The sequence below is a fragment of the Fretibacterium fastidiosum genome (assembly GCF_964642095.1).
Taxonomy (GTDB): Bacteria; Synergistota; Synergistia; order Synergistales; family Aminobacteriaceae; genus Fretibacterium; species Fretibacterium fastidiosum.
The window spans coordinates 1381592-1408160 of record NZ_OZ209244.1 but is presented as its reverse complement, the minus strand read 5'-3'; the positions used below and the strand labels follow the sequence as shown (position 1 = coordinate 1408160).

General features: G+C 66.6%; 23 protein-coding genes. All 23 read right to left on the bottom strand.

Features of this window, described 5'->3' with window-relative positions; all coding sequences use genetic code 11:
* Positions 1 to 80: 80 nt before the first annotated feature.
* On the bottom strand, positions 81 to 1703 hold the full coding sequence (locus ACK28C_RS06070; protein ID WP_208873431.1) for a DUF342 domain-containing protein: 1623 nt from the start codon (positions 1701 to 1703) through the stop codon (positions 81 to 83).
* A 60-nt stretch (positions 1704 to 1763) separates the two neighbouring features.
* Positions 1764 to 2540, bottom strand: coding sequence for a sigma-70 family RNA polymerase sigma factor (locus ACK28C_RS06065; protein ID WP_208873430.1), 777 nt, complete (start codon positions 2538 to 2540; stop codon positions 1764 to 1766).
* 57 nt (positions 2541 to 2597) lie between these two features.
* A complete protein-coding gene (locus tag ACK28C_RS06060; protein ID WP_409152615.1) occupies positions 2598 to 3086 on the bottom strand; it encodes a chemotaxis protein CheD in 489 nt (162 codons plus the stop codon).
* A gap of 2 nt (positions 3087 to 3088) precedes the next feature.
* A complete protein-coding gene (locus ACK28C_RS06055) occupies positions 3089 to 3724 on the bottom strand; it encodes a chemotaxis protein CheC (RefSeq protein WP_409152614.1) in 636 nt (211 codons plus the stop codon).
* Between the two features lie 14 nt (positions 3725 to 3738).
* Entirely contained in the window at positions 3739 to 5817 is a 2079-nt protein-coding gene (locus ACK28C_RS06050) for a chemotaxis protein CheW (protein WP_409152613.1), read from the bottom strand.
* Positions 5818 to 5905: 88 nt separating this feature from the next.
* Positions 5906 to 7018: a chemotaxis response regulator protein-glutamate methylesterase gene (locus ACK28C_RS06045; protein WP_208873428.1), complete on the bottom strand. Its 1113-nt coding sequence runs from the start codon at positions 7016 to 7018 to the stop codon at positions 5906 to 5908.
* A 1-nt stretch (position 7019) separates the two neighbouring features.
* Positions 7020 to 7763 carry a flagellar brake protein gene (locus ACK28C_RS06040; RefSeq protein ID WP_208873427.1) on the bottom strand — a complete coding sequence of 248 codons (744 nt, stop codon included), beginning with the start codon at positions 7761 to 7763 and terminating at the stop codon, positions 7020 to 7022.
* Positions 7764 to 7765: 2 nt separating this feature from the next.
* Positions 7766 to 8671 (bottom strand): P-loop NTPase, encoded by a 906-nt coding sequence (locus ACK28C_RS06035; protein ID WP_409152612.1) that lies wholly within the window; start codon positions 8669 to 8671, stop codon positions 7766 to 7768.
* On the bottom strand, positions 8668 to 10137 hold the full coding sequence (gene flhF / locus ACK28C_RS06030) for a flagellar biosynthesis protein FlhF (RefSeq protein ID WP_409152611.1): 1470 nt from the start codon (positions 10135 to 10137) through the stop codon (positions 8668 to 8670). The genes ACK28C_RS06035 and flhF overlap by 4 nt, the downstream gene beginning before the upstream one ends.
* A gap of 42 nt (positions 10138 to 10179) precedes the next feature.
* Positions 10180 to 12321, bottom strand: a complete 2142-nt coding sequence (flhA, locus tag ACK28C_RS06025) for a flagellar biosynthesis protein FlhA (RefSeq protein WP_409152610.1) — start codon at positions 12319 to 12321, stop codon at positions 10180 to 10182.
* 197 nt (positions 12322 to 12518) lie between these two features.
* Positions 12519 to 13130 (bottom strand): Synerg-CTERM sorting domain-containing protein, encoded by a 612-nt coding sequence (locus tag ACK28C_RS06020; protein ID WP_409152609.1) that lies wholly within the window; start codon positions 13128 to 13130, stop codon positions 12519 to 12521.
* 5 nt (positions 13131 to 13135) lie between these two features.
* Positions 13136 to 13576, bottom strand: coding sequence for an OsmC family protein (locus ACK28C_RS06015; RefSeq protein ID WP_409152608.1), 441 nt, complete (start codon positions 13574 to 13576; stop codon positions 13136 to 13138).
* 102 nt (positions 13577 to 13678) lie between these two features.
* Positions 13679 to 14521: an ADP-ribosylglycohydrolase family protein gene (locus ACK28C_RS06010; RefSeq protein ID WP_409152607.1), complete on the bottom strand. Its 843-nt coding sequence runs from the start codon at positions 14519 to 14521 to the stop codon at positions 13679 to 13681.
* A gap of 272 nt (positions 14522 to 14793) precedes the next feature.
* Positions 14794 to 15117, bottom strand: a complete 324-nt coding sequence (locus tag ACK28C_RS06005; RefSeq protein ID WP_208873423.1) for a hypothetical protein — start codon at positions 15115 to 15117, stop codon at positions 14794 to 14796.
* Between the two features lie 11 nt (positions 15118 to 15128).
* Positions 15129 to 15899 (bottom strand): hypothetical protein, encoded by a 771-nt coding sequence (locus ACK28C_RS06000; protein ID WP_409152606.1) that lies wholly within the window; start codon positions 15897 to 15899, stop codon positions 15129 to 15131.
* Between the two features lie 7 nt (positions 15900 to 15906).
* On the bottom strand, positions 15907 to 16698 hold the full coding sequence (locus tag ACK28C_RS05995) for a hypothetical protein (RefSeq protein ID WP_409152605.1): 792 nt from the start codon (positions 16696 to 16698) through the stop codon (positions 15907 to 15909).
* A 236-nt stretch (positions 16699 to 16934) separates the two neighbouring features.
* Complete coding sequence (locus ACK28C_RS05990) at positions 16935 to 18254, bottom strand: tetratricopeptide repeat protein (protein WP_409152642.1); 1320 nt, start codon at positions 18252 to 18254, stop codon at positions 16935 to 16937.
* 8 nt (positions 18255 to 18262) lie between these two features.
* Positions 18263 to 19339, bottom strand: a complete 1077-nt coding sequence (locus ACK28C_RS05985) for a hypothetical protein (RefSeq protein WP_015556776.1) — start codon at positions 19337 to 19339, stop codon at positions 18263 to 18265.
* Between the two features lie 182 nt (positions 19340 to 19521).
* Positions 19522 to 21402, bottom strand: coding sequence for a heavy metal translocating P-type ATPase (locus tag ACK28C_RS05980; RefSeq protein WP_409152604.1), 1881 nt, complete (start codon positions 21400 to 21402; stop codon positions 19522 to 19524).
* Between the two features lie 30 nt (positions 21403 to 21432).
* The gene (locus tag ACK28C_RS05975; RefSeq protein ID WP_015556775.1) at positions 21433 to 21654 is read right to left on the bottom strand and encodes a cation transporter; all 222 of its coding nucleotides are present in this window, start codon (positions 21652 to 21654) and stop codon (positions 21433 to 21435) included.
* Between the two features lie 715 nt (positions 21655 to 22369).
* Entirely contained in the window at positions 22370 to 25069 is a 2700-nt protein-coding gene (locus tag ACK28C_RS05970; RefSeq protein WP_243440722.1) for a lectin like domain-containing protein, read from the bottom strand.
* Positions 25070 to 25554: 485 nt separating this feature from the next.
* Positions 25555 to 25968 (bottom strand): hypothetical protein, encoded by a 414-nt coding sequence (locus tag ACK28C_RS05965; RefSeq protein ID WP_015556773.1) that lies wholly within the window; start codon positions 25966 to 25968, stop codon positions 25555 to 25557.
* A 230-nt stretch (positions 25969 to 26198) separates the two neighbouring features.
* Positions 26199 to 26543: a thioredoxin gene (trxA, locus tag ACK28C_RS05960; RefSeq protein WP_243440638.1), complete on the bottom strand. Its 345-nt coding sequence runs from the start codon at positions 26541 to 26543 to the stop codon at positions 26199 to 26201.
* Between the last annotated feature and the right edge of the window lie 26 nt (positions 26544 to 26569).

The window sequence follows — 26569 nt, the reverse complement described above, 5'->3', positions numbered from 1 at the left end:
GGGCGCGCGAGGCCTCCGCCGGAGGACGCCGATGGCGGCCCCGCGCTATTCATTCAAAGGTATGGACAGAGCGATATCAGTCAGCTCTTTTGGACCTTCCCGGCGGGCCGGTAGTCGAAGGGCTTGAGCGTCACGGCGCCCTCCTCCGCGACGAAGGCCGTGTAGCGGCAGTTCTCCCGCACCAGGTACGTGAGGCCGCGAATGATGATCTGAACCCCCGGATAGCAGATATCCCGGACGCGGACGATCCCGCTCTCGCTCAGGACGTCCAGCTCGTGCTGGATGTCCCTGATCTCCACGCTCATGCTCTCCACGGCAGCCTGAAGCTGAAACTTCATCTTCATCAGGCTCATCAGCATACCCCGCTTCTGGCTGTCCATCTGGCCCGACGCCTCCAGCTTCTTCAGGAAGAGCAGGTTCGGCTCGATCTTCTCCAGGTTCTCGTTGCAGCGGTCCACCTCGGCCAGGAGGACGCGCCTCCGCTCCATCAGGGTCGGCGGAAAGCCCACGACGACTTCCGTCCTGGTCCCCATCTCGCTGCCCAGCACCTGACAGGAGAACTCCATGCCGCACTCGATGCGGCCTCCGGCCACCTGGGACTTCTGGCCGCCGAGGACGATGACCGACTGCTTCGCGTAGACGCGGCTGTGCAGGAGGGCGTTCTTCACCGTGATCGTCCCGCCGCTGCGGATCGTCGCCTGGTCCGCAAAGCCGATATTCACGTCGCCCTCGGCCCGAATGGTGGCCTTCCCCATGCCCCGGACCCCCGCGTTGATGGTCACGGAGGACTCGCTGTACACCTCCGCGCCCTCCACCATCTCCCGCACGTCGATGTTGCCCTTGGCGATGACGTGAAAGCCCTCCCGCACCGACCCGCTGATGCGGACCGCGCCGGTGAAGTCGATGCTCCCCACGCTGAAGTCCACGTCGCCCCGAACCTCAAGCTCCGGCAGCACCACCAGCTTGCCGCCCTGGTTCTTCAGCTGCCCCTCCGTCGTCGCCACGAGGGACAGGGGGTCGTCCTCCGACGGCGCCAGCCCCTCTCCGAAGGAAAAATCCGCGTCCTTCACCTCCGCGGCAGCAAGCGTCATGCCGACGACCGTGGAGCCGTTCCGGCCGGGGACCGCCGCGCGCTTCACCGCCACCACCTCGCCCGGATGGACGTTGATCAGCGCGCTGCGGCTCCAGAAGTCGATCTTCTCCCCCTCCCGGATCTCAGGCGGCCTGTCCGGGTCCAGGATCAATTCGATCCGGGCGTTCTTGCCCTCCACGGGAGGGACGCCGCGGGCCACCGCCACGTAGTCGTCCGTAAAGCGCCGGCTCACGAGGTCCTGGATGGCGGCATCGTCGATCCCGAAGCTCACGTTCCTGGCCTCCAGCGCACGGCGAACGCCCTCCGCCGTGGGCCAGGGCTTCGTGAAGAAGGGCGGCTCCAGCAGGACGAAGGCGGTCATGTTGTCCTGCGAGAGCTTCACGATCACCTCCGCGTCCCGCTCCGCCAGGGGGTCCCGCGGCGCGATCCTGCAGGGCTTCTCGCCCTTGGTGCGGATAAAGGCCTCGACGGCCTTCAGGTCGTACTTGCGCACCCCCTGGTTCCTCAGGAGGCCGGCCACGTCGTTCTGCGTGAAGTCCCCCCCGGAGGCGGAGAGCCAGACCCCCTGCTCGTTCGCCTCCAACTTCAGCTTCGCTTTCGCATCTCCCACTGCACACCCTCCTTGCCGCACTCCCCGGACGCCGGCCTTCGAGGCCCCGGCAGCGCCGGGTCAAGGCCGCCGGACGCCCCTCCTGGGTTCCGCGCTCTGAAGCGCCGCCCGCAGCGCGCTCAACGCGCGCCCATGGATCTGGGAGACGCGCGACTCCGTCACGCCCAGCACGCGCCCGATTTCCTTCAGCGCAAGCCCTTCGTAATAGTAAAGGGACAGGACCTGCCGCTCCCTCTCCGTGAGCCGCTTCATCGCAGCGACGAGCTGTTCCCGGTCGCTCTCGGACTCGAGGCGCTCCTGCGCCCCCTCCCGGTCGTCGGCCAGCGTGGCCTCGATGGAGACCTCTCCGTCCTCGAGGATGGAGACCTCGTCGAGGGAGGCGATGTAGCTCCGGCTGGCAAGCTCCTGGGCCTCGAGGTACGTCCGCTCATCGACGCCCATCTCCTGCATGACCCAGTCGTCCCGCAGGTGCCCACGGTCCCTCAGCACCCTCTCCATCGCCCGGTTGAGGCGCTGCACCTTCTCCCGGCCCGTTCGGGAAAACCAGTCGCACTTGCGCAGCTCATCCAGCACGGCACCCCGAATGCGCGGCACGGCAAAGGTCTGGAAGGAGAAGCCCTTTGACAGGTCGAAGCGCTCGATCGCGTCGAGGAGGCCAAAGATTCCGAAGCTCAAAAGATCCTCGTAGTCCAAGCCGGACGGCGGCGTCACCACCATCCGGCCCACCACGTACCGAATCAGGGGCAGATAGCGCTTCACGATCCGTTCCCGGCACCCCTCGGAGCGGGTCTCAGCGTACTCCTTCCACAATGCCGCATCGGCGGCCTCCGGACGCAAGGCGTCACCTCCACCATAAAACGCGGGAACCGGGCGCTGGCATCAGAGCTCGGCTCCTCAGATATCCGTGACGCCCTTCCCCAGGGTCTTGATCTTCAGCATCCAGTTCTCCGTCGAGAACTCCACCGTCCGCCCCTTGTTGCCCCCCGTGTCCGAGGCGACCAGCACGATGCCCATCTTCGAAAGCGCCGCGGTCGTCTCCTTGACGTTCTGGGCGCCGACGGACAGAAAGGCGGCCGGAGCGCCGGGGAGCGCAAACATCTGAGCGCCGCCCGCGATCTTCGCCTTGATTCGGGACTTCGAAGCGCCCTTCCGGATCATCTCGTCGATGATCGCCGGCACGGCCGTGTCCGCGAACTTTCCAACCTTTTCGAGGCCCTGAGCCCCGCGGCTGTTGGGGAGCATGATGTGGGCCATCCCAGCGACCTTGGCGACGGTGTCGAAGACCACGAGGCCGATGCAGGAGCCGAGGCCAAGGGTCACCAGCTTTGCAGGCGCGTTGGCGACCACCAGGTCGGCCATTCCAAGCAGGTAGCTGTTCTCCATAATTAGAGCACCTGCAGCTTTCTCAAAAGCAGCTCAAGGGCCTCCGGGTCCGGGAGCATGATGATGTTTCCGGAGATCGGCTTGTCCCCCGTCTCCTCGACCTTCAGCTCCGTGTTGACCATCAGGGCCGTCTCGCCCATCTGGCCGAAGATGGAGGCCACGACGTCCAGGATGGACGAGAGCATGTCGTGGGCCACGCCCGGAACGGATATCTGATGCTGCGTCCCGATCAGGAGGTTGATGGCGTTCAGGAAGGAGCTCAGGATGATGTTTCCCACCTCCGTCAGGGCGCTGTCGCTCATCTCCTGCGGAAGCTCCTTTGGAATGTTGTCCGCCCCGAACTGCTGCTTCAGGAGGAGGTTCACCATCAGGTCCGCGTCCTCCTCCTTCTGGATGAAGATGAGGCTGCAGCTGAACTCCCCCAGGGAGCGGACGAAGACCGCGGCCATCTGCTGGTTGGGGTCCCCGTAGTGGCCGGCAAGGTCATAGATGGAAACCAGCTCCGCCTTCGGCACGTCCATGTCGATCATGCACGAGAGGAGCTTGGAGAGCGCCGTCGCCGCGTTTCCGGTGCCGATGTTGCCGACCTCCCGGATGGCGTCCAGCTGCATGTTGTTGAAAGAGCTCAGGTCAAGCATGGCCGTTCACCACACTAGCCCTTGGTGGAGTAGAAGGAGGCCACGTCCAGGATCAGCGCCACGTTTCCGTCGCCCAGGATCGTTCCGCCCGTGATCCCGTCGATCTTCGACAGGAAGCTGCCAAGGGATTTGATGACGATCTCCTGCTGGCCGATCAGCTCGCTGACGATGAAGCCGATCTTGTTCTTGCCGATCTTCACCACCACGACGGGGTACTCCTCGCGGTCCCGCTCGATGCCGTCCGCGCCCAAAACTTCGCCCAGGTCGCTCAGGGAGAGGACCTCGCCCCGCAGGATGGTGGCCGGCGCGCCGTGCACCGTCTTGATGTTCTCCTTCCTGACCAGGATCGTCTCCTCCACGTTCTCGAGGGAGATGGCGTAGGTCTCCTCCCCCACCTTGATGAGCAGGGAGAGGACGATGGCCAGCGTCAGGGGCAGGCGGATGTAGACGTGGGTCCCCTCGTTCTGCTTCGTCACGAGGTCGAACTGTCCGTTCAGTGCCTCCACCTTGCTCTTGACGGCGTCCATTCCCACGCCGCGCCCGGAGAGGTCCGTCACCTCCTTGGAGAGGCTGAAGCCCGGAAGGAGCACGATCTGGACGGCCTCCTCGTCACTCATGGAGGCGGCCTGCTCCGGCGTGATGATGCCGCGCTCGACGGCCTTGGCCTTCACTCGGTTCGGATCGATGCCCGCGCCGTCGTCCGACACCTCGATGACGACGCCGCTGCCCTCCTGATAGGCGGAGATCTTCAGGGTGCCCTTTTCGGGCTTGCCCAGCGCCTTGCGGTCGGCGGGGCGCTCGATGCCGTGGTCCATGGAGTTTCGGATCAGGTGGACCATCGGGTCCCCGATCTCGTCGATCACGGTGCGGTCAAGCTCCGTCTCCTCGCCCTCGAGCACCAGCTCCACGTTCTTCTGCAGCTGCTTCGAGAGGTCGCGGATCAGGCGCGGGAAGCGGTCGAAGGTGAAGGACACGGGGACCATGCGCAGCTTCGTCACCAGCTCCTGGATGTCGCCCGATATGCGGCCCAGCTGGGACAGCGGCTCGTCGAACTCCCTGAGCCGCGCCTCCTGCACCAGGCGCTCGATGCGGGCCCGGCTGATCACAAGCTCGCCCACCAGGTTCATCAGCTTGTCCAGCCGGCCGATGTCCACGCGCACCGTCTGGCTGGCCTTCTTCGCTGCGTTCTCCTTCTTCTGAGCCGTGGCGCCGGCCGGGGCCGCAGCCGCGGGGGCCGCGGAGGGCGCAGGAGCGGCGGCAGCGGGCGCAGCCGGGGCTACCGCAGCAGGGGCGGGTGCAGCAGCGGCTTCAGTCGGTGCGGCAGGGGCCGGCGCCGCCTTGATCTCCTTCACGTCGGCGGAGGCGATGTCGCTGATCTTCTCCACCGCCTTCTTGATATCCTCCGCGGACTCGGAGGAGGCGAGGTAGACCATGAAGTCGAGGTCGAACTGCTCGTTCTCGAGGCCCTCGACGGAGGGCTCCGTCTTGAAGAGGTTGCCCAGCTCCTCGAGGCGGTTGACAGCCATGTAGGCGCGGGCCGCCTTCAGGAGGCAGTTCTCCTTCAGCGTGACGTGAACGCTGAACGCCGTCATCTTCAAGTCTTTGGCCTCCATGACCCACTCCGCCTCCTGCTGGGAGAGCTCCGAGGCGGCAGCGGCTGCGGGTTCGGCGGCTGCGGCGGGCGCGGCAGGTTCCTCGGACGGCATGGGGGCCTCGCCGCGGAGCTTCGCCACCATCTGCGAGACGTCGATGTGCGCGTCGTTTCCGCCGTTCCGGATGGAGTCCACCATGTTCTGCAGCGTGTCCAGGCCGGAGAACAGAAGGTTGATGTCCGCCTCCGCGAGGGGCTTCGTCCCCTTGCGCGCCGCATCCAGACGATCCTCCATCGCATGGGTCAGCCCCATCATCTGGTTGAAGCCCATGGTCCCCGCCATCCCCTTCAACGTGTGGGCGGCACGGAAAATCTCGTTGATGACGTCCATATCGACCATGTTCTTCTCCAGGGCCAGCAGGAGGTCGTCCAGCTTCTGAAGGTTGTCGTCCGTCTCATCCAGGAAAGCGCCAAGGTACTGGCTCATGTCCATATCCGTCATGATCTACCATCCCCAAACTCGTGATATCCAAAAACCCTGTGCCGGAACGCCGACACGTTTTTAAGCGCAACGTCCGTCTCCTGGACCGTCATTTCACCGCTCTGATCAGGGCGTCGGGGATCTCGTTCAACGGGAGCACCTCGTCCACGATGCCCGCCTCCGCCGCCGCCTTCGGCATCCCGTACACCACGCAGGTCTTCTGCGACTCCGCGATCACCCAGGCGCCCTTGCGGTGCAGGATCGTTGCCCCATCCGTCCCATCGCGCCCCATCCCCGTCAGGACGACACAGACGGCGTTTCCGCCGAACTCGTCCGCCACGCTCATGAACATTATATTCGCTGCAGGCTTGACAGACAACACCGGAGGCGCATCCATGAGCTCGCACACCACCGCGCCGCTCCTGCGCCTGAAGACGAGGTGGCTCCCGCCCGGCGCGATGACCACCAGCCCCGGCTTGAGCGCCAGGCCATCCGCCCCCTCCGCCACCTTCAGCGCCGAGGTCCCGTCCAGCCGCTTGGCGAAGGAGGCCGTGAAGCCCGGCGGCATGTGCTGCGTGACGACGATGGGGACGGGAAAGTTCCCCGGCAGCTTCGGGATCAGCTCGGACAGCGCCATGGGCCCTCCCGTGGAGGAGGCGATCGCCACGATCTCCCGCCGCCGGGTAGAGGGACGTGGAACTTGGGGCGCCGCAGCCAGCGACTCCAAAAGAGGGCGGGGCTGCTGCCGCATCGCCCCCGCTCCGCCCGCTCCCCGCGCCAGCGAGCGGACGGAGGCCGTGCTGGCCGCCACCACCTTTTCGATCAGCTCCGAGCCGACGCTGCGGATGTTCAGCGAGATGGAGCCCGACGGCTTGCCCACGAAGTCGACGCACCCGAGGGCCAGCGCCTTCATCGTGGTCTCCGCGCCCTCCTGGGTCAGGCTGCTGACCATGATGACCGGAAGCGGCGTCGTCTTCATGATCCGCTCCAGGGCCTCCAGGCCACCCATGTTGGGCATCTCGACGTCCATCGTCACAATGTCCGGCTTGAGCTCTCCGATCTTCGCCAGGGCTTCCACGCCGTCCCGCGCCGTCCCGACCACCTCGATGCGGGGGTCCGATTTCAGGATGTCGCCCAACATCTGCCGCATCAGGGCCGAGTCGTCCACCACCAGCACCCTGATCCTTCGGCCACTCCCGTTCCTGTCAATAGAAGACGTCATCTTACGAACCTCGCCCGTTCAATTCCTGCTGCCGGATAAAAGCGCCCATCAGCTTCTCCGTGAAGGCGGGAAGCCCCTCGTAGGACAGGCCCGCCGAGAGCCGCCCCGCCTCGTCCTTCTGGGCCGTCACCACGTCGCAGATGACGAAGAACTCCGTCCCGGAGACGGCCATCTGCAGGAGGTAGCGCGCCTTAAGGCGGCACATGTCCGCCTGCTCCTTCTGGATCAGAGCGCCCACGCCCCCCAGGCTGATGTCGTTCAGGAGGAGCGGGAACCAGGCCTGCGGCGGGGTCGGCAGTGGCGCCCCCCGCCTCTCGGCCTCGGCGGCCTCATACTCCGAGTTCACTTCCAGGAGGTAGGCTCGCGCCTTGATCCCGCAGGGCACGCGGACGAACATGCGCCGCTGCACCCTCTCGAGCGGCGCGTCGAGTCGAAGCCACACCAGGGGGATCGGAACGTTGACGACCGTGCGCACGATCTCCGCCGGGCTCTGGTAGAAGCAGGCGTTGCCCTCGAGGCGCAGCGAGAGTTCGAGGCTGCGGGCCACGGGGAGGAGCGCCCCCTTGAACATGGGGTGCGCCATCCCCAGGAGCGGCCCCTCGTCCTCCTTCGCCGACTTGACGTCCTCGAGCCTCGAGGCGTACTTCCCCTTGTAGAGGCCGGTCGAGAAGGTCAACTCCGCCTTGGCGCCGATGAGGGAGTTGATCAACTTTAGGTTCTTGTCGTGATCCTGTTCTGTCGCCATCGTCATTTCTCCATAAAAAAGCCCCGTGCCAGCCTCAGAAAAAAGGACCTCAGCCCCCTCGCCTCGCGTGGCACCGGCCCTTCCTCCCCCCATTGAAGCAGCGCATCCGCCAGCTCCCCGACGCAGCGCGACGCCGACGAGGAGGGCGAGGCGCGGTAAAATATCCCCCGACCGCGCACCGCCCGCTCGACGCACGCATCCCGCAGCACACAGCCCAGGTAGGAGGGAGAGCGCCCCAGAAACCGCGCAGCCGCCCTGCGGATACGGTCCGCCACATCCAGCGCCTCCGCCCTGCTGCCCGCCATGTTGACGACCAGCAGGAGCTCCCCCCCTTCTTCCGCAGACCCCAGGGACTTGATGACCCCGTAGGCGTCCCGCACCGAGGTGGGCTCCGGCGTCGTGACCAGGAGCGTCAGGTCCGCCGCATGGGCGAAAGCCAGCACCCCGTGGTGGATGCCCGCCCCCGTGTCCAGGATCAGCAGGTCCGCACGGGATTCGAGGTCCTCCAGTGCACCGAACACCCGCTGCAGCGCGTCGTCGTCGAGGTCCGCCATGGCCTTCAGCCCCACGCCCCCCGACAGCAGCGTCACGCGCTCCTCCCGTGGGACGGGCGTCAGCACCTCCGTCAGGCCGCGGCTGCCCTCCACCAGGTGCGACAGGTCGTGCCGCGGGCTGACCCCACAGAGGAGGTCCAGGTTCGCCAGGCCGAGGTCCGCGTCCATGATGACGACCCGCTTGTCGCGATCCGCCATGGCGCAGGCCAGGGACAGCGCCAGGTTGCTCTTTCCCACGCCCCCCTTGCCGCTGAGGACGGCGACGGTCCGCAGACGGCCCCGCCGGCGGGCCGCCTGACGCTTCTCCTTGACGAGGCGGCGAAGCTCCCCGGCCTGATCCCCGGCGGCGTTCATGCCGTCAGGCGCTCCCCTTCCGGCGTCATCAGGAAATCCGCGATGCGGGCGCCCGTGGCCACCTCGATGTCCTTCGGCACGTTCTGTCCCGCCGTCAGGAAGGACACCGGAAGCCCCATCTCCTGCTGAACGTTGAAGATGGCTCCATAGCTGACCGTCTCGTCCAGCTTGGTGAAGAGCAGGTGGGAGATCGGGATGTCGGGCAGGCGCCTCGTCACGTCCAGCATGTCCCGGTACTTCATGTTCGCCGCCAGCACCAGATGCACCGCATCCGGCTGAAACGCCTCGTAGAGGGACTCGAAGACCTCAAGGGTCTTCGCGTCCCTCTGGGCGCGCCCCGCCGTGTCCAGCAGCACGAGGTCGGCGCCCTCGTGCCCGCTCAGGATGGACTCCAGCGCCTCCGCCTCGAAGACGACCTCGATGGGCACCCCCAATATCTTAGCATAGGTGCGCAGCTGGTCCACCGCGGCAATGCGGTAGGTGTCGCTCGTGAGGAGCAGGACGCTGCGGTGCTCCAGAAGCGCCTGAATGGCCGCCAGCTTGGCGATGGTCGTGGTCTTGCCGACCCCCGTGGACCCCAGCAGCATCACCTTGCGCCCTCCCACGGCGTCCCCGCCGCCGTCCCCGGAGCAGGCGATCTGCAAGGCCAGCCAGTCCGTGAAGGGCTGGGAGCGGTCGGTGGCGCCATAGCCGGCCAGGAGCTTCCGGACGTACTTCTCGTCCACCTCCGAGGCCCGCAGGCGCTGCTCGATCTCCCGGTCCTCGGCGCTCAGCCCGGCTTCTTCCGCGACGGGAGCCGTCGGAAGCCCTGCATGAAACGACGGAGGCTCCGGAGCCGCAGCCTCCTCGACCCGAGGCCGGGCCTGCCCCTCGTCCGCGGCCAACCGCGCGAAGAGGGCCTCCACGCGCTGAGAGAGGGCCCCCACCTCGTCCATCAACTTCTTCGCGTCCCCCGCGGAGAGGGACGGCGCGGAGGGAGCCGGAGCGGGAGACGAGGGCGATGCGGCATCCGGCTGCCTCAGCCCATAGGCGCTGCGCAGCCCCTCCTGGGATATCTGCACCCGGTCGCCCTCCGGCGAGTTGCCGTCCGCGCCATGGGGGCGGTACCCCTCCTCCCCCACCGGAGCCCTGGCCGCGCCGCCCGACGTCCTGTCCCTGAACTCCATGAGCTTCTGAAAGGCGATCAGGTTCTCCCGCCTCGTCGTGCCGTCGTCGCGCGCCTCCTTCGTCCGGGGCCTGGGCTTCGCCCTGCCCTCCTCCGCGTTGTCCTCGATGATCCCGGCGGTGACCAAAAGCGCCGTGCGCTGAAAGAAGCCCAGCACGCCTCCGGTCCTCACCGTGCGCGTGGAGAAGATCACCGCGTTCGGCCCCAGCCGCTCCACGGCCAGGCGCATCGCGTCGGCGTCGTCCTTCGCCTCGAAAGTAATCTGATTGACCACCCGCATCGTCCGTCCCCACCCCTGCAATCTTCGAGTTGACCGCCGCGCCGGCGCCCCCGTCCTCCCGGCCTACTCCACCATGCCCATCGTCTTGATCTGCACGCCGTGCACGATCTCATTGTACGATACCACAAAAACGTTCGATATCGACCCCTCGATCAGCCGGCGGACGATGAGGCGCACGTCCGGGTGGACCAGAAGCACCGGGGGCAGGTTCTTGATCACCATGTCATCCGCCGCGCGGGAGATCGCGGCAATCATCTTCTGCACGTCGCGGGGGTCCATGTTGAGCTGCCAGCCCCGCGCCAGGTCGCCGTCCACTCCCGCCATGATCCGCTGCTCCCAGTTGGGGGAGAGCGTCGCGGCGGTGATGACGCCGTCCGGCCCCTGTATCTTGAGGGAGATCAGTCGCGACAAAGCCTCGCGCGCCCGCTCCGTCAGGAAGTCCACGCTACGGGACGCCTTGCCGTAGTCCGCCAGCGCCTCGAAGATCGTCACCAGGTCCCGGATGGGGACCTGCTCCCGGATGAGGTTCTGAAGCACCTTCTGAATCTCGCCGAGGGACAGGGAGGCCAGGAGCTCCTCCACGACGGCGGGGGCCGACTCCTTCACCATGTCCGTCAGCTTCTTGACCTCCTGCCGCGTCAGCAGGTCCGCCCCGTTCTTGCGGATGACCTCGGAGAGGTGCGTCGCCAGCACGGAGGGGGCGTCCACGACGGTGTAGCCCATGGCCTCGGCCTTGTCGCGGAGGTCCGGGGATATCCAGAGGGCCGGCAGGCCGAAGGCGGGCTCCTTCGTCGGAACGCCGATCAGGTCCTCCTCGACGCCTCCGGTGTTCATGGCCAGGTAGTGATCCGGCAGGAGCTCGCCGCGCCCCACCTCCGCGCCCTTGACGCGCAGGATGTACTCCGTGGGTTTGATCTGAATGTTGTCCCGGATGCGGATCGGGGGGACGACGATGCCCATCTCCACGGCCATCTGCTTACGGATGGTCCCGATCCGGTCCAGCATGTCGCCGCCCTGGGCGGGGTCGATGAGGGGGATGATGGCGTAGCCGATCTCCGCCTCCATGGGCTCCACCGTGAGGAGCTTCATGACCTCCTCCGGGGAGGCGGGGGGGGCCTTGGGTTCCGCCGCGGCGGCGGGTGCCCCCGTGCCCGTTCCGGCCGGAGCGCCGGCGCCCGGAGCGGGCGCGCCCGGCTCACCGGAGGGGGAGGAGGCCTCCACGGCGGAGGCCGTCTCCTCGCGCCCCACCATGTAGCCCGTGATCCCCGTCAGCAGGGCCAGCATCAGGAAGGGCGCCGTCGGCAGGCCGGGGATCATGGCCAGGGCGAAGAGCATCGCAGACCCCAGGTAGAGGGGCCGGGTGTAGCGCGTGAAGGCCTGGACGATGTCCGGCCCCAGCTCCGAGGCCGCGGCCGCCCGGGTCACGATGACGCCCATGGCCGTCGAGAAGAGCAGCGCCGGGATCTGCCCCACCAGCCCGTCCCCCACCGTCATGAGGCTGTAGGCCTGGGCGGCGCGCTCGACGGGCATGTCCCGCATGAAGACGCCGATGGACAGCCCCCCCACGATGTTGATCATCGTGATGATCAGCCCCGCCACGGCGTCCCCCTTGACGAACTTCGAGGCGCCGTCCATGGCCCCGTAGAAGTCCGCCTCCTTCTGAATCTCCTGGCGACGGGTCCGGGCGCCCTGCTCGTCGATCAGGCCGGAGTTCAGGTCCGCGTCGATGGACATCTGCTTGCCCGGCATGGCGTCCAGGGTGAAGCGGGCCGCCACCTCCGCCACGCGCTCCGCGCCCTTGGTGATGACCAGCATCTGAATGATCACGAGGATCAGGAACATGACGACGCCCACGACGTAGTTGCCCCCCACCACGAAGTTTCCGAAGGCCAGGATCAACTCTCCCGCGTAGCCGTTCAGCAGGATGAGGCGCGTGGTGGAGACGTTCAGGGCCAGGCGGAACAGGGTGACGATCAGGAGCAGCGTCGGGAACACGGAGAGGTCGAGCGCCCGCTTGACGTAGAAGGTCACCAGCAGGGTGACGACGCCAAGCGTGATGTTGGCGGAGAGCAGGACGTCGATGAGCCAGGTCGGGAGGGGGATGACCATCATGACGACGACCAGGACCATCAGCAGGGCAACGCCCACGTCCGAGTAGTTCAAGACCTTCTTCAGCATGGAGTGTTCCGCCGCCGTCTCCGCCACCCCGACCTCTCCTCCTCAAGGGCCGCCCTCACCCTCCGCGGCAATGCGACGAGGAGGATGAGGACGCGCTCATCACGATGATATTCAGGCCATATCTCGATAATTGTACACGAAAGGGCCGAAAAACGCCAAAAAAATACGGGGCGCACGTCCGGTCGCGGCCGAAGGCCGCGGGGACGTGCGCCCCACTCGTCGATCTACCGCCGCCTGCGGAGGACGCCCGCGAGCGGTGCCAGAAGCACCAGGGCGAGGAACGGCGTCCCCGCGCTGCAGCCGCTCTCAAGGTCTTCGTCCAGGTCCGGCCGACTGGTGCCCTCCTTCCAGACGGCGCTCTTGGAGTTGACCTCCGTCCGGCCCAGGACGTCCAGGTCGATCGTCCCGTAGATGTCCACCGTCCCCGACGTGGCGGACGTCAGCGTGACGACGTAGGTGAGCCCCTCCGCCCTCACGGCAGGCAGCCTGAACGGCTCGTTCACCGTGGGGTCGAGGGACGGCAGGAGGACCGGGACGCGCAGCGTCTCGTGAATCTCCTCCGTCCAGGTCTTGACCCCAACCTGGGACGTATCCAGCCTCATGTTGAGGTCGTAGCCCGTCATGAAGCGCACGTCGCCGCTCGTCGCCGTTTTGATGTCCATGTAGCCGTTCAGCGCAAGCCTGAGGCGCACGGACGACTTCTCGCCGTACCCCGTGCCCTTGATCAGCCAACGGCCTCCGGCGTCCCAGGCCGCCGCGGCGGGGAGCGCCAGCAGGGCGACCGCCAGCGACAGGGCCAGCGCGAGGGGACCGATCTTCCTTTTGATCGCACTCATGACGCTCACGCCTCCGGCTTCTCCAGGACGACCTCCGTCTCGAAGGCCGGGGGGTCCGCGATGGTGCTGCGCACCGTGCAGGAGGCCTCCGCGTCCGCCACGGCCGCCTCCACCTCCTCCAGCGGGGCGTCCGTCGTGACGAACACCTTCGTCCTGACGCTGTTCAGGCCGTTCTTCTCCCAATCCTCCGTTCGCGTTCCCGCCGCCTCGAGCCGCAGCCCGCTGAAGGCGATGCCGCGGGCCTCCAGCCTGTCGCGGATCGTCATCCCCACGCAGCCCGCAATGCCGGCCATCAGAAAGTCCACGGGACAGAAGCCCGACACCGGCAGGTCCTCCGACTTCATCGTGCGGCTCATCAGGAGCTTGTGACGCCCCACGGTGAACTCAAAGGAATAGGGGTCCCGCTCCTCCGCGGTCAACTGAAACACGGCACCTTTTTTTGCCATACGACATCCTTTTCCTTTCCTGAATTTGCCTGCGCGCCCGAAGGCGCATCTGCTTCACCAATCAACAACTTTAAACGCACGGACGGCCTGCCCCGGCGGTCCTCAAAACTCCAGGGAACGACTCCGCAGGGCGCCGGCGCGCCACCCCTCCCACCGGTCCAGCACGTCCCGCAGGAAGGGGTCCAGGAGGTCGGCCGTCCGGTCGGCGATCTCCGGCGGCACGTCCCACGCGGCCTCCGCCATGGAGCAGGTGATGGCCGCCAGGGTATCGCTGTCGCCCCCCAGGGACACGGCCAGGCGCAGGGCCTCCTCGAAGCCCCTGGCCTCGAGGAAGGCCGTCAGGGCTTCGGGCACCGTCCCCTGGCAGGACTCCTTATGGTGATAGTCCGGACGGATCTCGTCCGTGGTGCGGCTCATGTCGTAGCCGTACCAGACCGCCGCGTACTTCCGAAGCGTATCGCGAGAACAGTCGTAACGCGCCAGCAGAACGGCCGCGGCCGTCGCCTTGGCGCCCTTGATGCCCTCGGGGTGGTTGTGGGACACCCGCGCTGTGACCTCCGCATAGCGCTCCACGTCCCTCAGGTCGTCGAACGCCCACGCCACGGGGGAAACCCGCATGGCGGAACCGTTGCCGAAGCTGTTGTAGGGCTTCGGGTCCGGCATGGTGAGCCACATCGCGAAGCGAGAGCCGTACCCCGCGTGGGGGAAGCGGTTGCCGAACTCGCGCATCCGCCGCACCAGAGCTGCCTCCAGCACCGCCTCGTCCGTCTCTTTTCCCCTGCCCGGCATGGCGTCCATCAGGGCCTGCGCCACGGCAAGGGTCATCACCGTGTCGTCCGTGAACCTCGAACGGGGGGAGAAGAGGGGGAAGTCCGTCGTTTTGACGTTGTTGCGATCGAACTCGTAGGGGCTCCCCACGACGTCGCCGACGATCGCACCCAGCATTAAAGATCACCGCCTTTCATTGCTTCTTAATGACGAGAAAAGATCGCGTCCGCAACCTTCCGGCCCATTCTAAGGAAACACTGAATTAAGTCGTTGAGAACTGTCAACCGTATGGGCTCCCTTCAGTGCCTGAAACTTCATCAGGCCGCGCGAAGCGCGTGGGGCTTGGGGCGTAGCCCCATTTTAAAATTTCAGGGAAGCGCTAAAGGATACTCTTTGTTTGATGATCCTTGATTGCTTTCAACAACTTTTGAAAATTAATCAGCGCTTCCCTAATAGGCCGGCGCCGGAAGGGGCGCCGCGGCGGGACCGGGGCCCGGAGAGAAGTCCGCGCCGGGGTACCCCCGCAGGACGACGGGGTCCGGAAGGGGCATCCCGTGCGGCATGACGTACCACGCCGCCCCGGAGGGGCGGAGCAGCACGGGATACCCGTCCGCGGTCACGGACCCCACGGAGCCGGGGTTGCGCCTGGGGCGCACGTCCATCGCAAAGGCGCTGGGGCAGTCCGACTCGTTGATCACCGCGGGGGGCGCGTAGGGGACGAGGGCCCGCACCGACGCCGTCGCCAGAGCCGCCGACAGGAGGGCAATCTTCATCCCTTTGGCCCTCATCGCTCCGGGACGACCTCCCCCATCCAGTAGTACCCCCACGCGGTGGCCTGCTGGGCCAGGACGGGCATGTCCTCCTCGTACCAGGTGAACCGGTTGTGCTTCACCATCCGCACCAGACTGTAGAGCTCCGCCTTCAGCGCCCCCAGCGGACTCTGATACTCCTTCGGCTTGATCTGATACCAGCTGCACCCCGTCCAGGCGTAGATGACCTTCGGGTACGTCCCGCGCCAGGCGATGGGCACGGCGGGGTTGTGCAGCACTCCCATGCGGTCCACGCTGCCCTTCCAGTTCCCCACCGCCATGAAGCGCGAGTTGTAGGTCCAGTCCGGTATCCAGGTGGAGTGGGCCTGCCCGGCGGCCAGCTTCGAGGCGGGCGGGGCGGACTGCCGCACGGCGATCATCTCGGGGGTCGGGAGCTTGCGCAGCTCGGATATCTGCGCGGGCTGCACCCAGGGGGTGATGCCCGCCATGGAGGGCACGACGGAGCCCACGATGTAGTTCGTCGGTGTGAGGTTCGGCCCGTTGGACGTCCCATAGACCCAAACGCCGTCCGGGTTCTTCCGGACGGGGAAGCCGTCGAAGGTCACGTACCAGTCCTTCGGCATGTTGTAGGGCCGGAAGACGTAGAACTGCATCCCCGCGTAGGAGGGCTGGGCCACCAGCAGGGGCTCCGTCACGTACACCTTCGCCTCCGCGGGGGGCAGGGCCGTCAGGAAGAGGGCCAGAAGCGCCCCGCCGGGGACAAAGCGCCCTAAACGCGACCGCATGGCCCCTTCAAAACCTCTCCAGCGGGATCTGGCCCATCCAGCCGTAGCCCCACGCCGCAGCGCAGCGGATCAGGAGGGCCGTGTCCGAGTTGTTCCAGCCGGCCCCCTCCCGGTTCGCAGCCCGCGCCAGGTCGTAGGCGTTATTGCGCAGGACGGCGAGGGGGCTGTCGCCCTCCCTCACGTTCAGCTGACGCCACGCAAGGCCCGTCCAGGCGTAGATGACCTGCGGGCGCCTGCCCAGCCACGCCACGGGGATGGCCGGCTTCCTCAGGACGCCCACGCGGTCCACGCTCCCGCGCCACCCTCCGATGGCCAGGAAGGTCGCCGGCACGGGGTGCGCCGGCTCACAGACCGGCGCCACAACGGGCTGAGGGACGACCGCCGGCACCGGCACGCCCGCCATGGCCGCGAAGGGGCCGGGGATCACCGCGGCGGGGGCGCAAGGCGAGGGCAGCATGACGGCCGCCGTCGGCACGACGCCCCCCCAGGGGACGAGCCCCACCGCCGAGGGGAGCACGGAGCCCACCACGCAGGCGGTGGGGGTGATGACGGTCCCGTTCACGGCGCCGTAGAGCCAGACGCCGTCCCGGCCTCTGCAGACGGGATAGCTGTCGTAGGTCACGTACCAGCCGCCCGGGATGCCGACGGGCTGATAGACGTAAAAGCTCATCCCGTCGTAGGCGGGCTGATGGACCAGAATCGCCCCCACCGGGGCCGCCGACGCGGAACCGGCGGACAGGGCCGTCAGGGCGAGCGCCAGCGCGAGGATCGCGCAAAACTCCCTTCTCAGGTCTTTCACCGATCGTCACTCCTTTTTTTTAGGGAAGCGCTGATTAATCTTCAAAAATTGTTGAGAGCAATCAAGGAGCATCAAACAAGGGGTATCCTTCAGCGCTTCCCTATAATTTTAAAATGGGGCTACGCCCCAATCCCCACGCGCTTCGCGCGGCCTGATAAAGTTTCAGCCACTGAAGGGAGCCCATACGGTTGACAGTTCTCAACGACTTAATCAGTGTTTCCTTAGTTCCTCGACCGCTACCGAATCTCGGAATCCTCGGCCGGGGCCTTCTGCCCCACGGGGGGAAGCGGCTGAGCCCCCTCGGCCCTCTGCCCCACCGGCGGCAGGGACTCCGGCGACGCCGGGGCCGACGGTTCCGCTGCAGCCGCCTGGGGCACCCGATCCGCGGACGCCGCCCGGGGCAGGATCGCCACGGGTTCCGGCGCAGGAAGCTCCGGGGCCTTCCGCACCGCGGGCTCCTCCTTCGGCGCATTCGCGGCCTTGAGGGGGGCCACCTCGGCCTCAGCCTTGGCCGGGGTCTTCACCGGAGCCTGTTTTTTGGACGCCGGCTTCCTCTTCGGCCGGGGCTTTTGCGGAGCGGGCTTCGGTTGTTCCGGCTCGGGCTGGGGCGGCTGGTAGACCGGAGCGCCGCCCCCCTGGACCTGCGGCGCCGCAGCGACCGGGACCTGCGTCACGCCCAGGCCCGGCTGATAGACGGGCTGGACGTCCGGCAGGGGCACGATCGAGGCAGGCTCTTCCACCGTGCCCGGCAGGGCTCCCGCAGAGGGCGGGAGGTACGCGGGCTGCGCGTCCCCCGCCTCCAGCGCGCTGCCCCTCGTCGGGGGCACGTACAGGGAGGGCTGCCACGCATCGCCGTCCGCGGGCTGAGCGCCCGGCTCCGGCGGCACGTACAGCGGGACCTTGGGCAGCTGCGGGTCGAGGGGCGGACGGGTGGGCAGCTTCCGCGCCTGGGGGGCATCCGGCGGGATCGTGGCCATGCCCTGGGCGTTCGTGGGGACGGAGTAGACCCGCGCAGGGCGTTTGGGGTCCCATAGGGGGGTTCTCGACCCGTCGCCGGGGTAGACGACGACGCGCGACAGGGGTTCAAAGGCCGGGTCGCACTCCAGGGCCTTCGTGTAGAAGTACTGCGCCTCGTAGAACTGCCCCGTCCGCTCGTGACACAGGCCGTACCAGTACCACGCCGCAGCGCTCCGGCGGTCCTCCTGAAGGGCCCGGCGCAGCCACGGCAGGGCCGCGGAGCAGCGGTCCTGCTCCATGAGGGCGATGCCCTGCTGCAGCGCGCTGACCGCCGGCCTGAGGGCCGTCGCCTTCCGCACCGCCTTGCGCGCCCTGGGCGCAGGCTTCGCCTTCTTCAGAGGGGCCTTGCGCACGGACTTCCGGACGGGCGCCTCCGTCCCCTTCGGGGCGGGCTCGGCGACCGGCGCCGGGGCGTCCGCTGACGCGTTGCCGTTGGCCCAAACCGGGGCGGGCGCGACGCACAGCGCCCCCGCCAGAAGCAGCGCCGCTCCCGCCGCGCAGCGGAACGGCCTGCCGTTCAACGAAAACAGTTTCCACATCACGGCCATCAGCGCCTCCCCGAAACCCCGGTCCTCTTGATCACCATATCCTTGAGGGCGATGGGTTCCTTTTTATTGTCCTTGATGACGCGGACCACCGCATTCAGATCGTACACGCGGATCACCTTCACCTTTCCGATGACCTCCGGCAGGACCGCCACGGGGTGCTCCGGGTCCACGGTGACGTAGGTGTCGCTGCGGACCACGTCCAGAACCTCCCCCACCCTCACGGAGTCCTGCGAGCCCTGGGCCATGCCGCCCAGCGAGATGATGTACTCGCGCCGCCGGCGCGTGGAGCGGGCCGTGGGGGCCAGGATGCGGCCGACGGTAGAGAAGGCGGGGGAGAAGGTGTCGTTCGCCATGCTGGCGGACTGCGGCTCGTTGCTGTGAATGACGTTCATCATCTGAGCCAGGGACTGGCGATAGGCCTCGTCGATGGCGTTCTTGACGGCCTGCCAATGGGAGGTGGAGCGGAACTGATCCCAAGTGGGGCGGCTCATCCGCTGCCCCCGGTCCTGTCCCCCGGTGAGGCCGAAGAGGTCCAGACCGTTCTTGAAGGGGACGAACAGGGACACCGCCGCCGCGTCCAGCCAGAAAGCCCCCTCCGGCGAGTCCAACGTGAAGCGCCGGTCGGCGCCCTCCGTGCTGCGCACGGCAACCTGCTTGACGTGGGCGGAGTCGTAGACCCGCAGGCGCAGCTGCACCCGCCCCGTCTCGACGTTGCCCACCGCGCGCCGCTCCTTCAGGACCGCCTCGCAGAGCTCCATCTGCACCGCCATGTCGTCGCCCCTCCGCGGCCCGGCCAGCCACTGGTTGACCCCCGACTCGTCCAGGATCCTCGCCTCGATGAGGGGCGAACGCTTGTAGAGCGTCTCCAGGTACTCCGACATCCGCCGCTCCAGCACGTTGTAGGGGTAGTACTTGCTCTCCCACACCTCAAGGCCCGTCGTGTTCAGCGTGGGGAAGATCACCACGCTGACGGTGCGCGGCTCCGGCGCGGCCGCGCCGCGGCGGGCCGGGGAGAGAACTAACGTCAACAGGACCAGAAGGACCGCTCCGGCCCTCCAAACACTGCGTATCCTCATGGGACAAGGGTCACTCCCCGCCTCGGACGGCCGCCGCCGCCAGAAATTTTAAGCTCCCCACGGGCGGCAGGACGCGCCAACCATCCGCGTGTCTCATTATTCTACCTTATTTTGCGCCGAATTTCTCAAGAAAAAAGGGGACCCCCGACAGAGGTCCCCGAAGGGCCGAGCGCGCCGCGCGCCTAAAGGTTCCTCACGAAGAGCGCCCGCATGGCGTTCAGCACCGCCAGCACCATGACACCCACGTCCGCAAAGACGGCGAACCACATATTGGCGTACCCCAGCGCGCCCAGCGCCAGGCACAGGAGCTTGACGCCGATGGCGAACGCGATGTTCTGGCGGACGATGCCGAGGCACCGGCGCGAGATCCGAATGGCCTTTGCGATCTTCAGCGGGTCGTCGTCCATCAACACGACGTCGGCTGCCTCGATGGCCGCATCCGACCCCATGGCCCCCATGGCGATGCCGACGTCCGCCCGCGCCAGAACCGGCGCGTCGTTGATGCCGTCGCCCACGAAGGCCAGCTTTCCGCCGCGCCCCTCCTCGATGAGGGCCTCGACTCGCGCCACCTTGTCCGCGGGCAGGAGCCCGCCCCAAGCCTCGTCCAGGCCCAGCTCCCGCGCCACGAGGTCCGCCGTCCCCCGATCGTCCCCGGTCAGCATGACCGTGCGCCTCACCCCGGCCCGGCGCAGCTCGGCGACGGCCTCCCGCGCGCTGGGCTTCACGACGTCCGCGATCACGACGTGACCGGCGTACTCCCCGTCGATGGCCACGTGGATGATCGTGCCGTGCCTGTTGCAGGGGTGCCACGCCGCGCCCACGGACTCCATCATCGCCGGGTTCCCGACGCAGACCGTCCGCCCGTTCACCCGCGCCCGGACCCCCTGGCCCGGCACCTCCTGCACGTCCTCCACGCTGCAGTCGTCCGCCTCGTCGGGGTACGCCCGACGCAGGGAGTTCCCGACGGGGTGCGTGGAGTAGCGCTCCACGTGGGCTGCCAGGTGCAGCAGGCCCCTCTCGTCCAGACTCTCCGGATGGACGGCCGTCACCTCAAAGACGCCCTTCGTCAGCGTGCCCGTCTTGTCGAACACCACGGTCCGCGTCCGGGACAGCGCCTCAAGGTGGTTTGAGCCCTTGACGAGCACGCCCTCGCGCCCCGCGCCGCCGATGCCCGCGAAGAAGGAGAGCGGGATGCTGATGACCAAAGCACAGGGACAGCTGACGACGAGGAAGGTCAGGGCGCGGTAGACCCAGCTGCCCCAGGCTGGCTCAAGTCCCATGGCCGCCGCGCGGACGAGGGGCGGCAAGAGGGCCAGGAGCAGGGCGCTGATCACGACCGCTGGCGTGTAGACCCGCGCGAAGCGCGAGATGAACGCCTCGGACCGCGACTTTCGGGAGCCTGCGTCCTCCACCAGCTCCAGGATGCGGGACACGGTGGACCGCCCGAACTCCTTCGTCGTCCGGACGCGCAGCACCCCACCTCCGTTGACGCAGCCGCTCACGACCCCGTCCCCCGGCGCGACGTCCCGCGGGAGGCTCTCGCCCGTCAGGGCGCTGGCGTTGAGGCTGGAGCTGCCCTCGACCACCACGCCGTCGATGGGCACGCGCTCCCCCGCAAGCACCGTGATGACCGTCCCAACGGGCACGTCCTCCGGGTCCACCCGCTCCAGCCGGCCGTCACGCTCGACGTTCGCGTGGTCAGGGCGGATGTCCATCAGGGCGCTGACGCTGCGGCGGCTCTTGCCCACAGCGTAGCTCTGGAACCACTCGCCCACCTGGTAGAACAGCATGACCGCGATGCCCTCCGCGTAGTCCCCGTCCTCGTACACGGCAAGCGCCATGGCGCCCGTCGTGGCCACGGCCATCAGCAGGCACTCGTCGAAGGGCCGGCGGCGGACGAGGCCCTTCACCGCCTTGACGAGGATGTCGTACCCCACCACGAGGTACGGCACGAGGTACAGCGCAAAGCGCAGGAGGCCCTGCACCGGCGCGAAGTGGAGCGCGACCATCATGGCCGAGGCGACGAGGATGCGGATCAGGTTTCTCCTCTGTTTTCCACTCATAAGCCCACCCCCCGGCAGCCCGCGCCGCCGCTAATCAACGAAGATCTCGCAGTCGTCCTCGACCCTCTTGCAGTTCCGCCGAACCTCCTCCATCACGTCCGCAGGGTCCCGCCCCTCCTCGAAGTCCACGCTCATCTTGAGCGCCATGAAGTTCACGGAGACGTCCTTCACGCCCGGCGTCCTCCGCGCCGCCTCCTCCATCTCGTTCGCGCAGTTCGGACAGTCCACTTCGATCCTGTAGCTCTTCCTCATCGCTCAACGCCTCCCCCAGGAGCCTGCGGCTCGTTTAATCATTCAAATATTTATTTGAATGTTAAGGGCAGTATACCCCCTTAACCAAGCGGCTGTCAAGGACGCGGCGGCGCCCCCAAACCTGCAGGGACGGGAAGCCGTTGTGGCTGACCGCAGACGGCTCGTTCATCCCTGCGCGGTATCGGAATGACGGGTCTCTCGCCAACGAGGCGCTTTTCTTCATGGATCCCCGGAGGGGCAGCGCAATGCGGAGAATCTTCTGCCAGCCGATGGAATGACGAGAAAAGGCTTCACCCCAGGCCATCTTTACAATGGAATATCAGGGCATTCATGCCCTTTCACCCCAGTATCTTCCGCGATACAAAGCAGGGAAGTCTCAGCGGGGCCGGAGTCTTTCGTGGACTCCGGCCCCGCTTCGTCCCCGAACCTTCTCTCTAAAGCCCTTTCTCCTTCAAATTTCTCCGCTCCGTCAGAGACCGCGCAGCAGGCAGCCCGTAGGCAGGCTCCGCATGCAGAACTCCGGTTCGCTGACGCGAACCACCTCCCCTTTCATAAGTGAGACAGCAAATCTTTGATTTGCGTCGTCGAACTTAGGGGCTTCATCAGGGGAGGCAATCCATATTAAACGCGAATTGGTATAAAACGCACCTCAGGGCGGCCCTGTTGGGGACCGCCCTGAGGTGTGTCCAAAAGAGATCGGGTTCGCTCTGCGAGCCTACACTTTCTTTTTCAGCCCCAGCGATGCCGCGAGGAGCAGCGCAAGAGCGCCTGCCCCGGCGTCGCATCCACCGCCGCTCGATTTCCCGGTAGAACCGGGATTTGGCTCCGTCTTCGGGGTCATCTCGGAGAGTTTCAATCCTCCCGACGGCAGGGACGCGGCGTTCCCGTCGATCACAACCTTCGTCACCGCGGCGCTGCTCAGGGCATCCCGACCGACCTTACCCGTTATCCGCAGTTCATGGGTGCGGCCGCTTTCGGACAGGGAGGCAGCGGAGAGAATCCGCGTCCCGCCGTCGTACAGGCCGTACCGCAGCGAACCCTCGATGAACCCCTCAACCTCCACGGACAGGGTCTTCGGGGCCGCGTACAGGGTCACCGCAGTAGAAAGCGTCACAGGAACACGCCCCTCCGCGTCCGCGGCCTCCGTCACGATCACCCAGTCCGTGGGGCGGGCCGACACGACAGGCTTTTGCTCGGGCGTCGGAGTTGGTCCAGGCGTTGGTCCAGGTGTTGTTCCGGGTGTAGGCGTCGGCCTCGGCGTCGGCGTTGGTGTCGGCCTCGGAGTTGGCGTCGGGGTTGGCGTCGGTGTCGGAGGCACGACCTTCTCCGTCACCGTGTAGGCTTTTCGCGCAGAACGCCCGTCCTTCAGCGTCACCGTCACCGTCAGGATGGAGGACTGGAACCCGGCCCTGGGCGTCCCCCGCACCGCCACATCCGTGTCCCGGAACGCCGTGGAATCCCTCAAAGAGGCCGTCAAGCCCTCCCAGACCCCCTGGAACGAGACGACATCGACGGAGGCGACATCCGACGAGACCAGGTTCCGCACCGTCAAAAGCCCGCTGTAGGGCGCACCGCCTGCAATCTCGGTCGGGGGCTCGATCGTCTCGGGCAGGACAAACGCCAGCGTTTTCATCAGCGTATAGTCCGCGGAGAGCACCACCCCTCCGCCAAGCGTGACGCTCACGGTCACCCCGGTCGTCGGGACATCCCTGGAGACCGTCCCGGACAGGACAACCGCATCGCCGCTGATGCGAGCCGCAGGCCCTGTCGACCAGTGGCCGGACGTTTTCGCGGTGACATCCGCGCTCACCAGATCCACGGACGCGACGCCCTTCACGCGCACCGTCCCCTGATAAGGCAGGCCTGGATCAAAGGTATGGGGCTCGATCTCCGCCTCCAGCGCGGGCGCTGCCACTTTTGTAAAGGCCTTGATGCAGGCGTTGATACCCTTTATAGAACCGTCCTCCCAGTTCACCCCGTCCCCGGAAAAATAGCTCTCCTCCGGGTTGCAGACGGCGTTGTCCGAGTAGCCCTTGATCTTTACCTCCACAGCCAGGGGAAATCTGTAGTCGGGGGTCTCCATGCGGAGCACCACGGAGAAACGCTCCCCCGCCTCCAACGGCACAGGAGCCGTCAGGTCCACCGTGTGGTAGCCCGCGAACGGGAGCGCTCCGTCGACCGCGTAGACGAGCGTCCCGGAGACGGGCGTTCCCGACGCCGTTCCCAGGCGATAGACGCGCAGCCTGTAGCGCGCGTTCGCCGCCGTGGTGTAGAAGGAGACCGACCTCAGCGTCTCGTCCTCCACCGCCGTGAAGACGTTACCCATCCAGCCTTGTCCGGACATGCCCAAATAACAGGATCTGCACCACCCCAGGTCGTCGTACCCGTATTGGCGCATCGAGGGATCCGCCGGGACCACCCGGTAGACGGCGCCGTCCTCCAGGGTCTTGTCCTCGTAGGATATCCAGAAGTAGCCGTCCTCGCCAAATCCCGGCCCCCAGCTGTTCTTGACCAGCCAGGCGCCGTCCCTCGCGGGTCGGGGCTGGTCGGATCGGAAGTTCTCCTTGGGATAATTGTCGTCCCAGCCCACGGCCAGCACCTCATGGTTCGCGCCGTCGTCGCTGTTGCTGTTGTAGAAGGAGACGCCGCCCCTCGTGTAATACTGCGGGTCACTGCAATAGGCAATGGAGATGGCCCCGTACCTCCGGATCAGCGTCTTCCAGACCATGTCATCCGGCTTTTTTCGGTCACGTCCCAGATAGAAGACATCCCGCAGGTGCAGCCGGTTGGGGTAGTCCGAGGCCGGCTGGTCGGGTTCCGTCCCATAGGGCAGACTGTCCTCGGAGACCGCCCCCGTCCAGCGTGCCAGGGTCGCCGTCGACTTGAAATTATTTCCTTCCTGTCCCAGGACATCGGCGGAGGTCGGAGAGGAAAGGACATTTCCAGCCCTACCCGTAAACCCCTTCCCTGGCTCCATGTAGGTGAACCAGGCCAGGTGCATCTCCGAGAGGTCGAGGTCCTCCGAGGTTCTGCCGAGCCCCTGCGTGAGATACGACGACTCGGCCGCCCCGATGGCGGCGAAGCTCCAGCAGGTTCCAAAGGAGCCTTGATCTCGCGCCGGCGTCACCCGCCCCTCCGCGCGGAGGTCGCAGGACGCGGGCAGCGTCGCATCGCCGCGGTTCGATCGCCGGCCCGGGAAGCGGGAGTAGTCCACTCCATCCAGGTGCGAGAGGTCCACGGGGGACGGAACGTAACCCGTAGGCCTCTCGCCGGCGGGACCGGAGGCACGGTCTCTTCCCCGCGCGGCTTCCTCCCGCCAGCGCAGGAACTCCGGGGAGAGGGGCGCGCTTTGCCCCCAGGCAAACGCCCCGCCCGCGCAACTGAACACCCAAAACAACGCAACAAGCCAACTCACCCTTCTCAATCGCGTTCCCTCCTTTTTCCGTTTGCGCCGCGCAACCCCCTAAAAGCTTCCTGAAACAGCCTCTTTTTGCCCGGAATATCCCCCTCCTGCGCCGGGAACATAAAAAAAGCCCCTCCCCACCCTGCGCTCTGCACTCCGGGCGGGAGGGGCTTTTTTGTTCAAACTTGTTCGACTGATCCGCTTCCGAGCTGTCACTTTTCAGATCAACAGACAAACGCAAAGACGCACGCACAATCGTCGCACAAAATCAAGAAAAAGTCAGAGAGGAACGGGAACCCAAATCCACGGGTTGCGATGGCTTTATCGAGGCTCAAGCCCGTCGTAGCACAGGTTAAGCCGATTCTGATCTTTCACCCGTCAGGTGAGGCAAAAAACGCATAAAACCGGTTTCTGACGCACGTTAAAAATTTTGCCCGCGGATTTGGGGGGAACCCAAATCCGCAGGCCTCCCCGGCCGGCAACGCGCCCCGAACGGCTCAGTGGAGCTCGATGGTCCCCAGGATGCCCGCCAGGGCGTCGCTCTGCCCCGTGACGGCCAGCATCATGTACTCGTCCTCCCCGCCCGTCAGGTACGCCTGCGTCTCCACGCCCCCGTTCCAGAAGGTGAAGCGGCAGTCTCCGTCCTCGTCCACCGTCGGGTCCGTCCCGCCCAGGGCCTTCGCCATGGCCTGGGCCGTCTCCTCCAGCGTGGAGGTCCCCAGGCTGTTGACCGTCACGCTGACCGCAGCGGACCGGTCGTCGGCCAGGATCGCCACCGTGCCGTTGCCCATATCCCGCGCCGACCACCCATCGGGAACGTCCACCGAAAAGCGCTGGAAGTCCTGCCGCGCGGCGAAGGCCGCGACCGCCACGACCAGCACCAGGGCCAGCGCGCACAAAGAACGTCTCATAATTAAGACGACCTCCCTCTAAACCTCAACTCGGTCCTCGCACGGGCCTTATGGGCCCATGACCGCGACTATTATACCAGCCCGCAGGGGATGAGGTTTGTTATCGAAAGTTATGGAGGGTTATGGGGGTCATTGGAGTTATGAGAGGGGAACTGGAGCGCGGGCCGGGACGCCGTGGTGAAGCGGGGCCGCCCCCGGAGGGACGGCCCCGCCCGATCGTCGTTCTTCGCCTACAGGCCCAGCATCCTGAGGATGGCCGCCTTGGGCTGCACGCCCACGGTGCGCTCCACCGCCTCCCCGCCCTTGAACAGGATGAGCGTCGGGATGCTGCTCACGCCAAAACGCCGCGCCAGCTCCATCTCCCGCTCCACGTTGACCTTCCCGACCTTGACCGCTTCCGCCTCCACCGCGACCTCCTCGACCACAGGGGCCAGCGCCCGGCACGGGCCGCACCACTCCGCCCAGAAGTCGAGGAGCACCGGCTTCTCCGACTTCATGACCTCGTCGTCAAAATTCGCCTTCGTGATCTCCACCGTCGCCACGATCGCGTTTCCTCCCTTAAGATTCAATTTCAAAAACTCGATTCAAAGCCCGTCGGCCC

Coding starts and splice junctions, on each gene's coding strand:
- ACK28C_RS06045 (WP_208873428.1), bottom strand. CDS start 7,018: ATGACGTCTTCTATTGACAGGAACGGGAGTGGCCGAAGGATCAGGGTG.
- ACK28C_RS06055 (WP_409152614.1), bottom strand. CDS start 3,724: ATGCTTGACCTGAGCTCTTTCAACAACATGCAGCTGGACGCCATCCGG.
- ACK28C_RS06060 (WP_409152615.1), bottom strand. CDS start 3,086: ATGGAGAACAGCTACCTGCTTGGAATGGCCGACCTGGTGGTCGCCAAC.
- ACK28C_RS06000 (WP_409152606.1), bottom strand. CDS start 15,899: ATGCGGTCGCGTTTAGGGCGCTTTGTCCCCGGCGGGGCGCTTCTGGCC.
- ACK28C_RS06015 (WP_409152608.1), bottom strand. CDS start 13,576: ATGGCAAAAAAAGGTGCCGTGTTTCAGTTGACCGCGGAGGAGCGGGAC.
- ACK28C_RS05975 (WP_015556775.1), bottom strand. CDS start 21,654: ATGAGGAAGAGCTACAGGATCGAAGTGGACTGTCCGAACTGCGCGAAC.
- ACK28C_RS05985 (WP_015556776.1), bottom strand. CDS start 19,339: ATGAGGATACGCAGTGTTTGGAGGGCCGGAGCGGTCCTTCTGGTCCTG.
- ACK28C_RS06050 (WP_409152613.1), bottom strand. CDS start 5,817: ATGACGGATATGGACATGAGCCAGTACCTTGGCGCTTTCCTGGATGAG.
- ACK28C_RS06040 (WP_208873427.1), bottom strand. CDS start 7,763: ATGGCGACAGAACAGGATCACGACAAGAACCTAAAGTTGATCAACTCC.
- ACK28C_RS06035 (WP_409152612.1), bottom strand. CDS start 8,671: ATGAACGCCGCCGGGGATCAGGCCGGGGAGCTTCGCCGCCTCGTCAAG.
- ACK28C_RS06010 (WP_409152607.1), bottom strand. CDS start 14,521: ATGCTGGGTGCGATCGTCGGCGACGTCGTGGGGAGCCCCTACGAGTTC.
- ACK28C_RS05990 (WP_409152642.1), bottom strand. CDS start 18,254: ATGTGGAAACTGTTTTCGTTGAACGGCAGGCCGTTCCGCTGCGCGGCG.
- ACK28C_RS06020 (WP_409152609.1), bottom strand. CDS start 13,130: ATGAGTGCGATCAAAAGGAAGATCGGTCCCCTCGCGCTGGCCCTGTCG.
- ACK28C_RS06005 (WP_208873423.1), bottom strand. CDS start 15,117: ATGAAGATTGCCCTCCTGTCGGCGGCTCTGGCGACGGCGTCGGTGCGG.
- ACK28C_RS05980 (WP_409152604.1), bottom strand. CDS start 21,402: ATGAGTGGAAAACAGAGGAGAAACCTGATCCGCATCCTCGTCGCCTCG.
- ACK28C_RS05965 (WP_015556773.1), bottom strand. CDS start 25,968: ATGAGACGTTCTTTGTGCGCGCTGGCCCTGGTGCTGGTCGTGGCGGTC.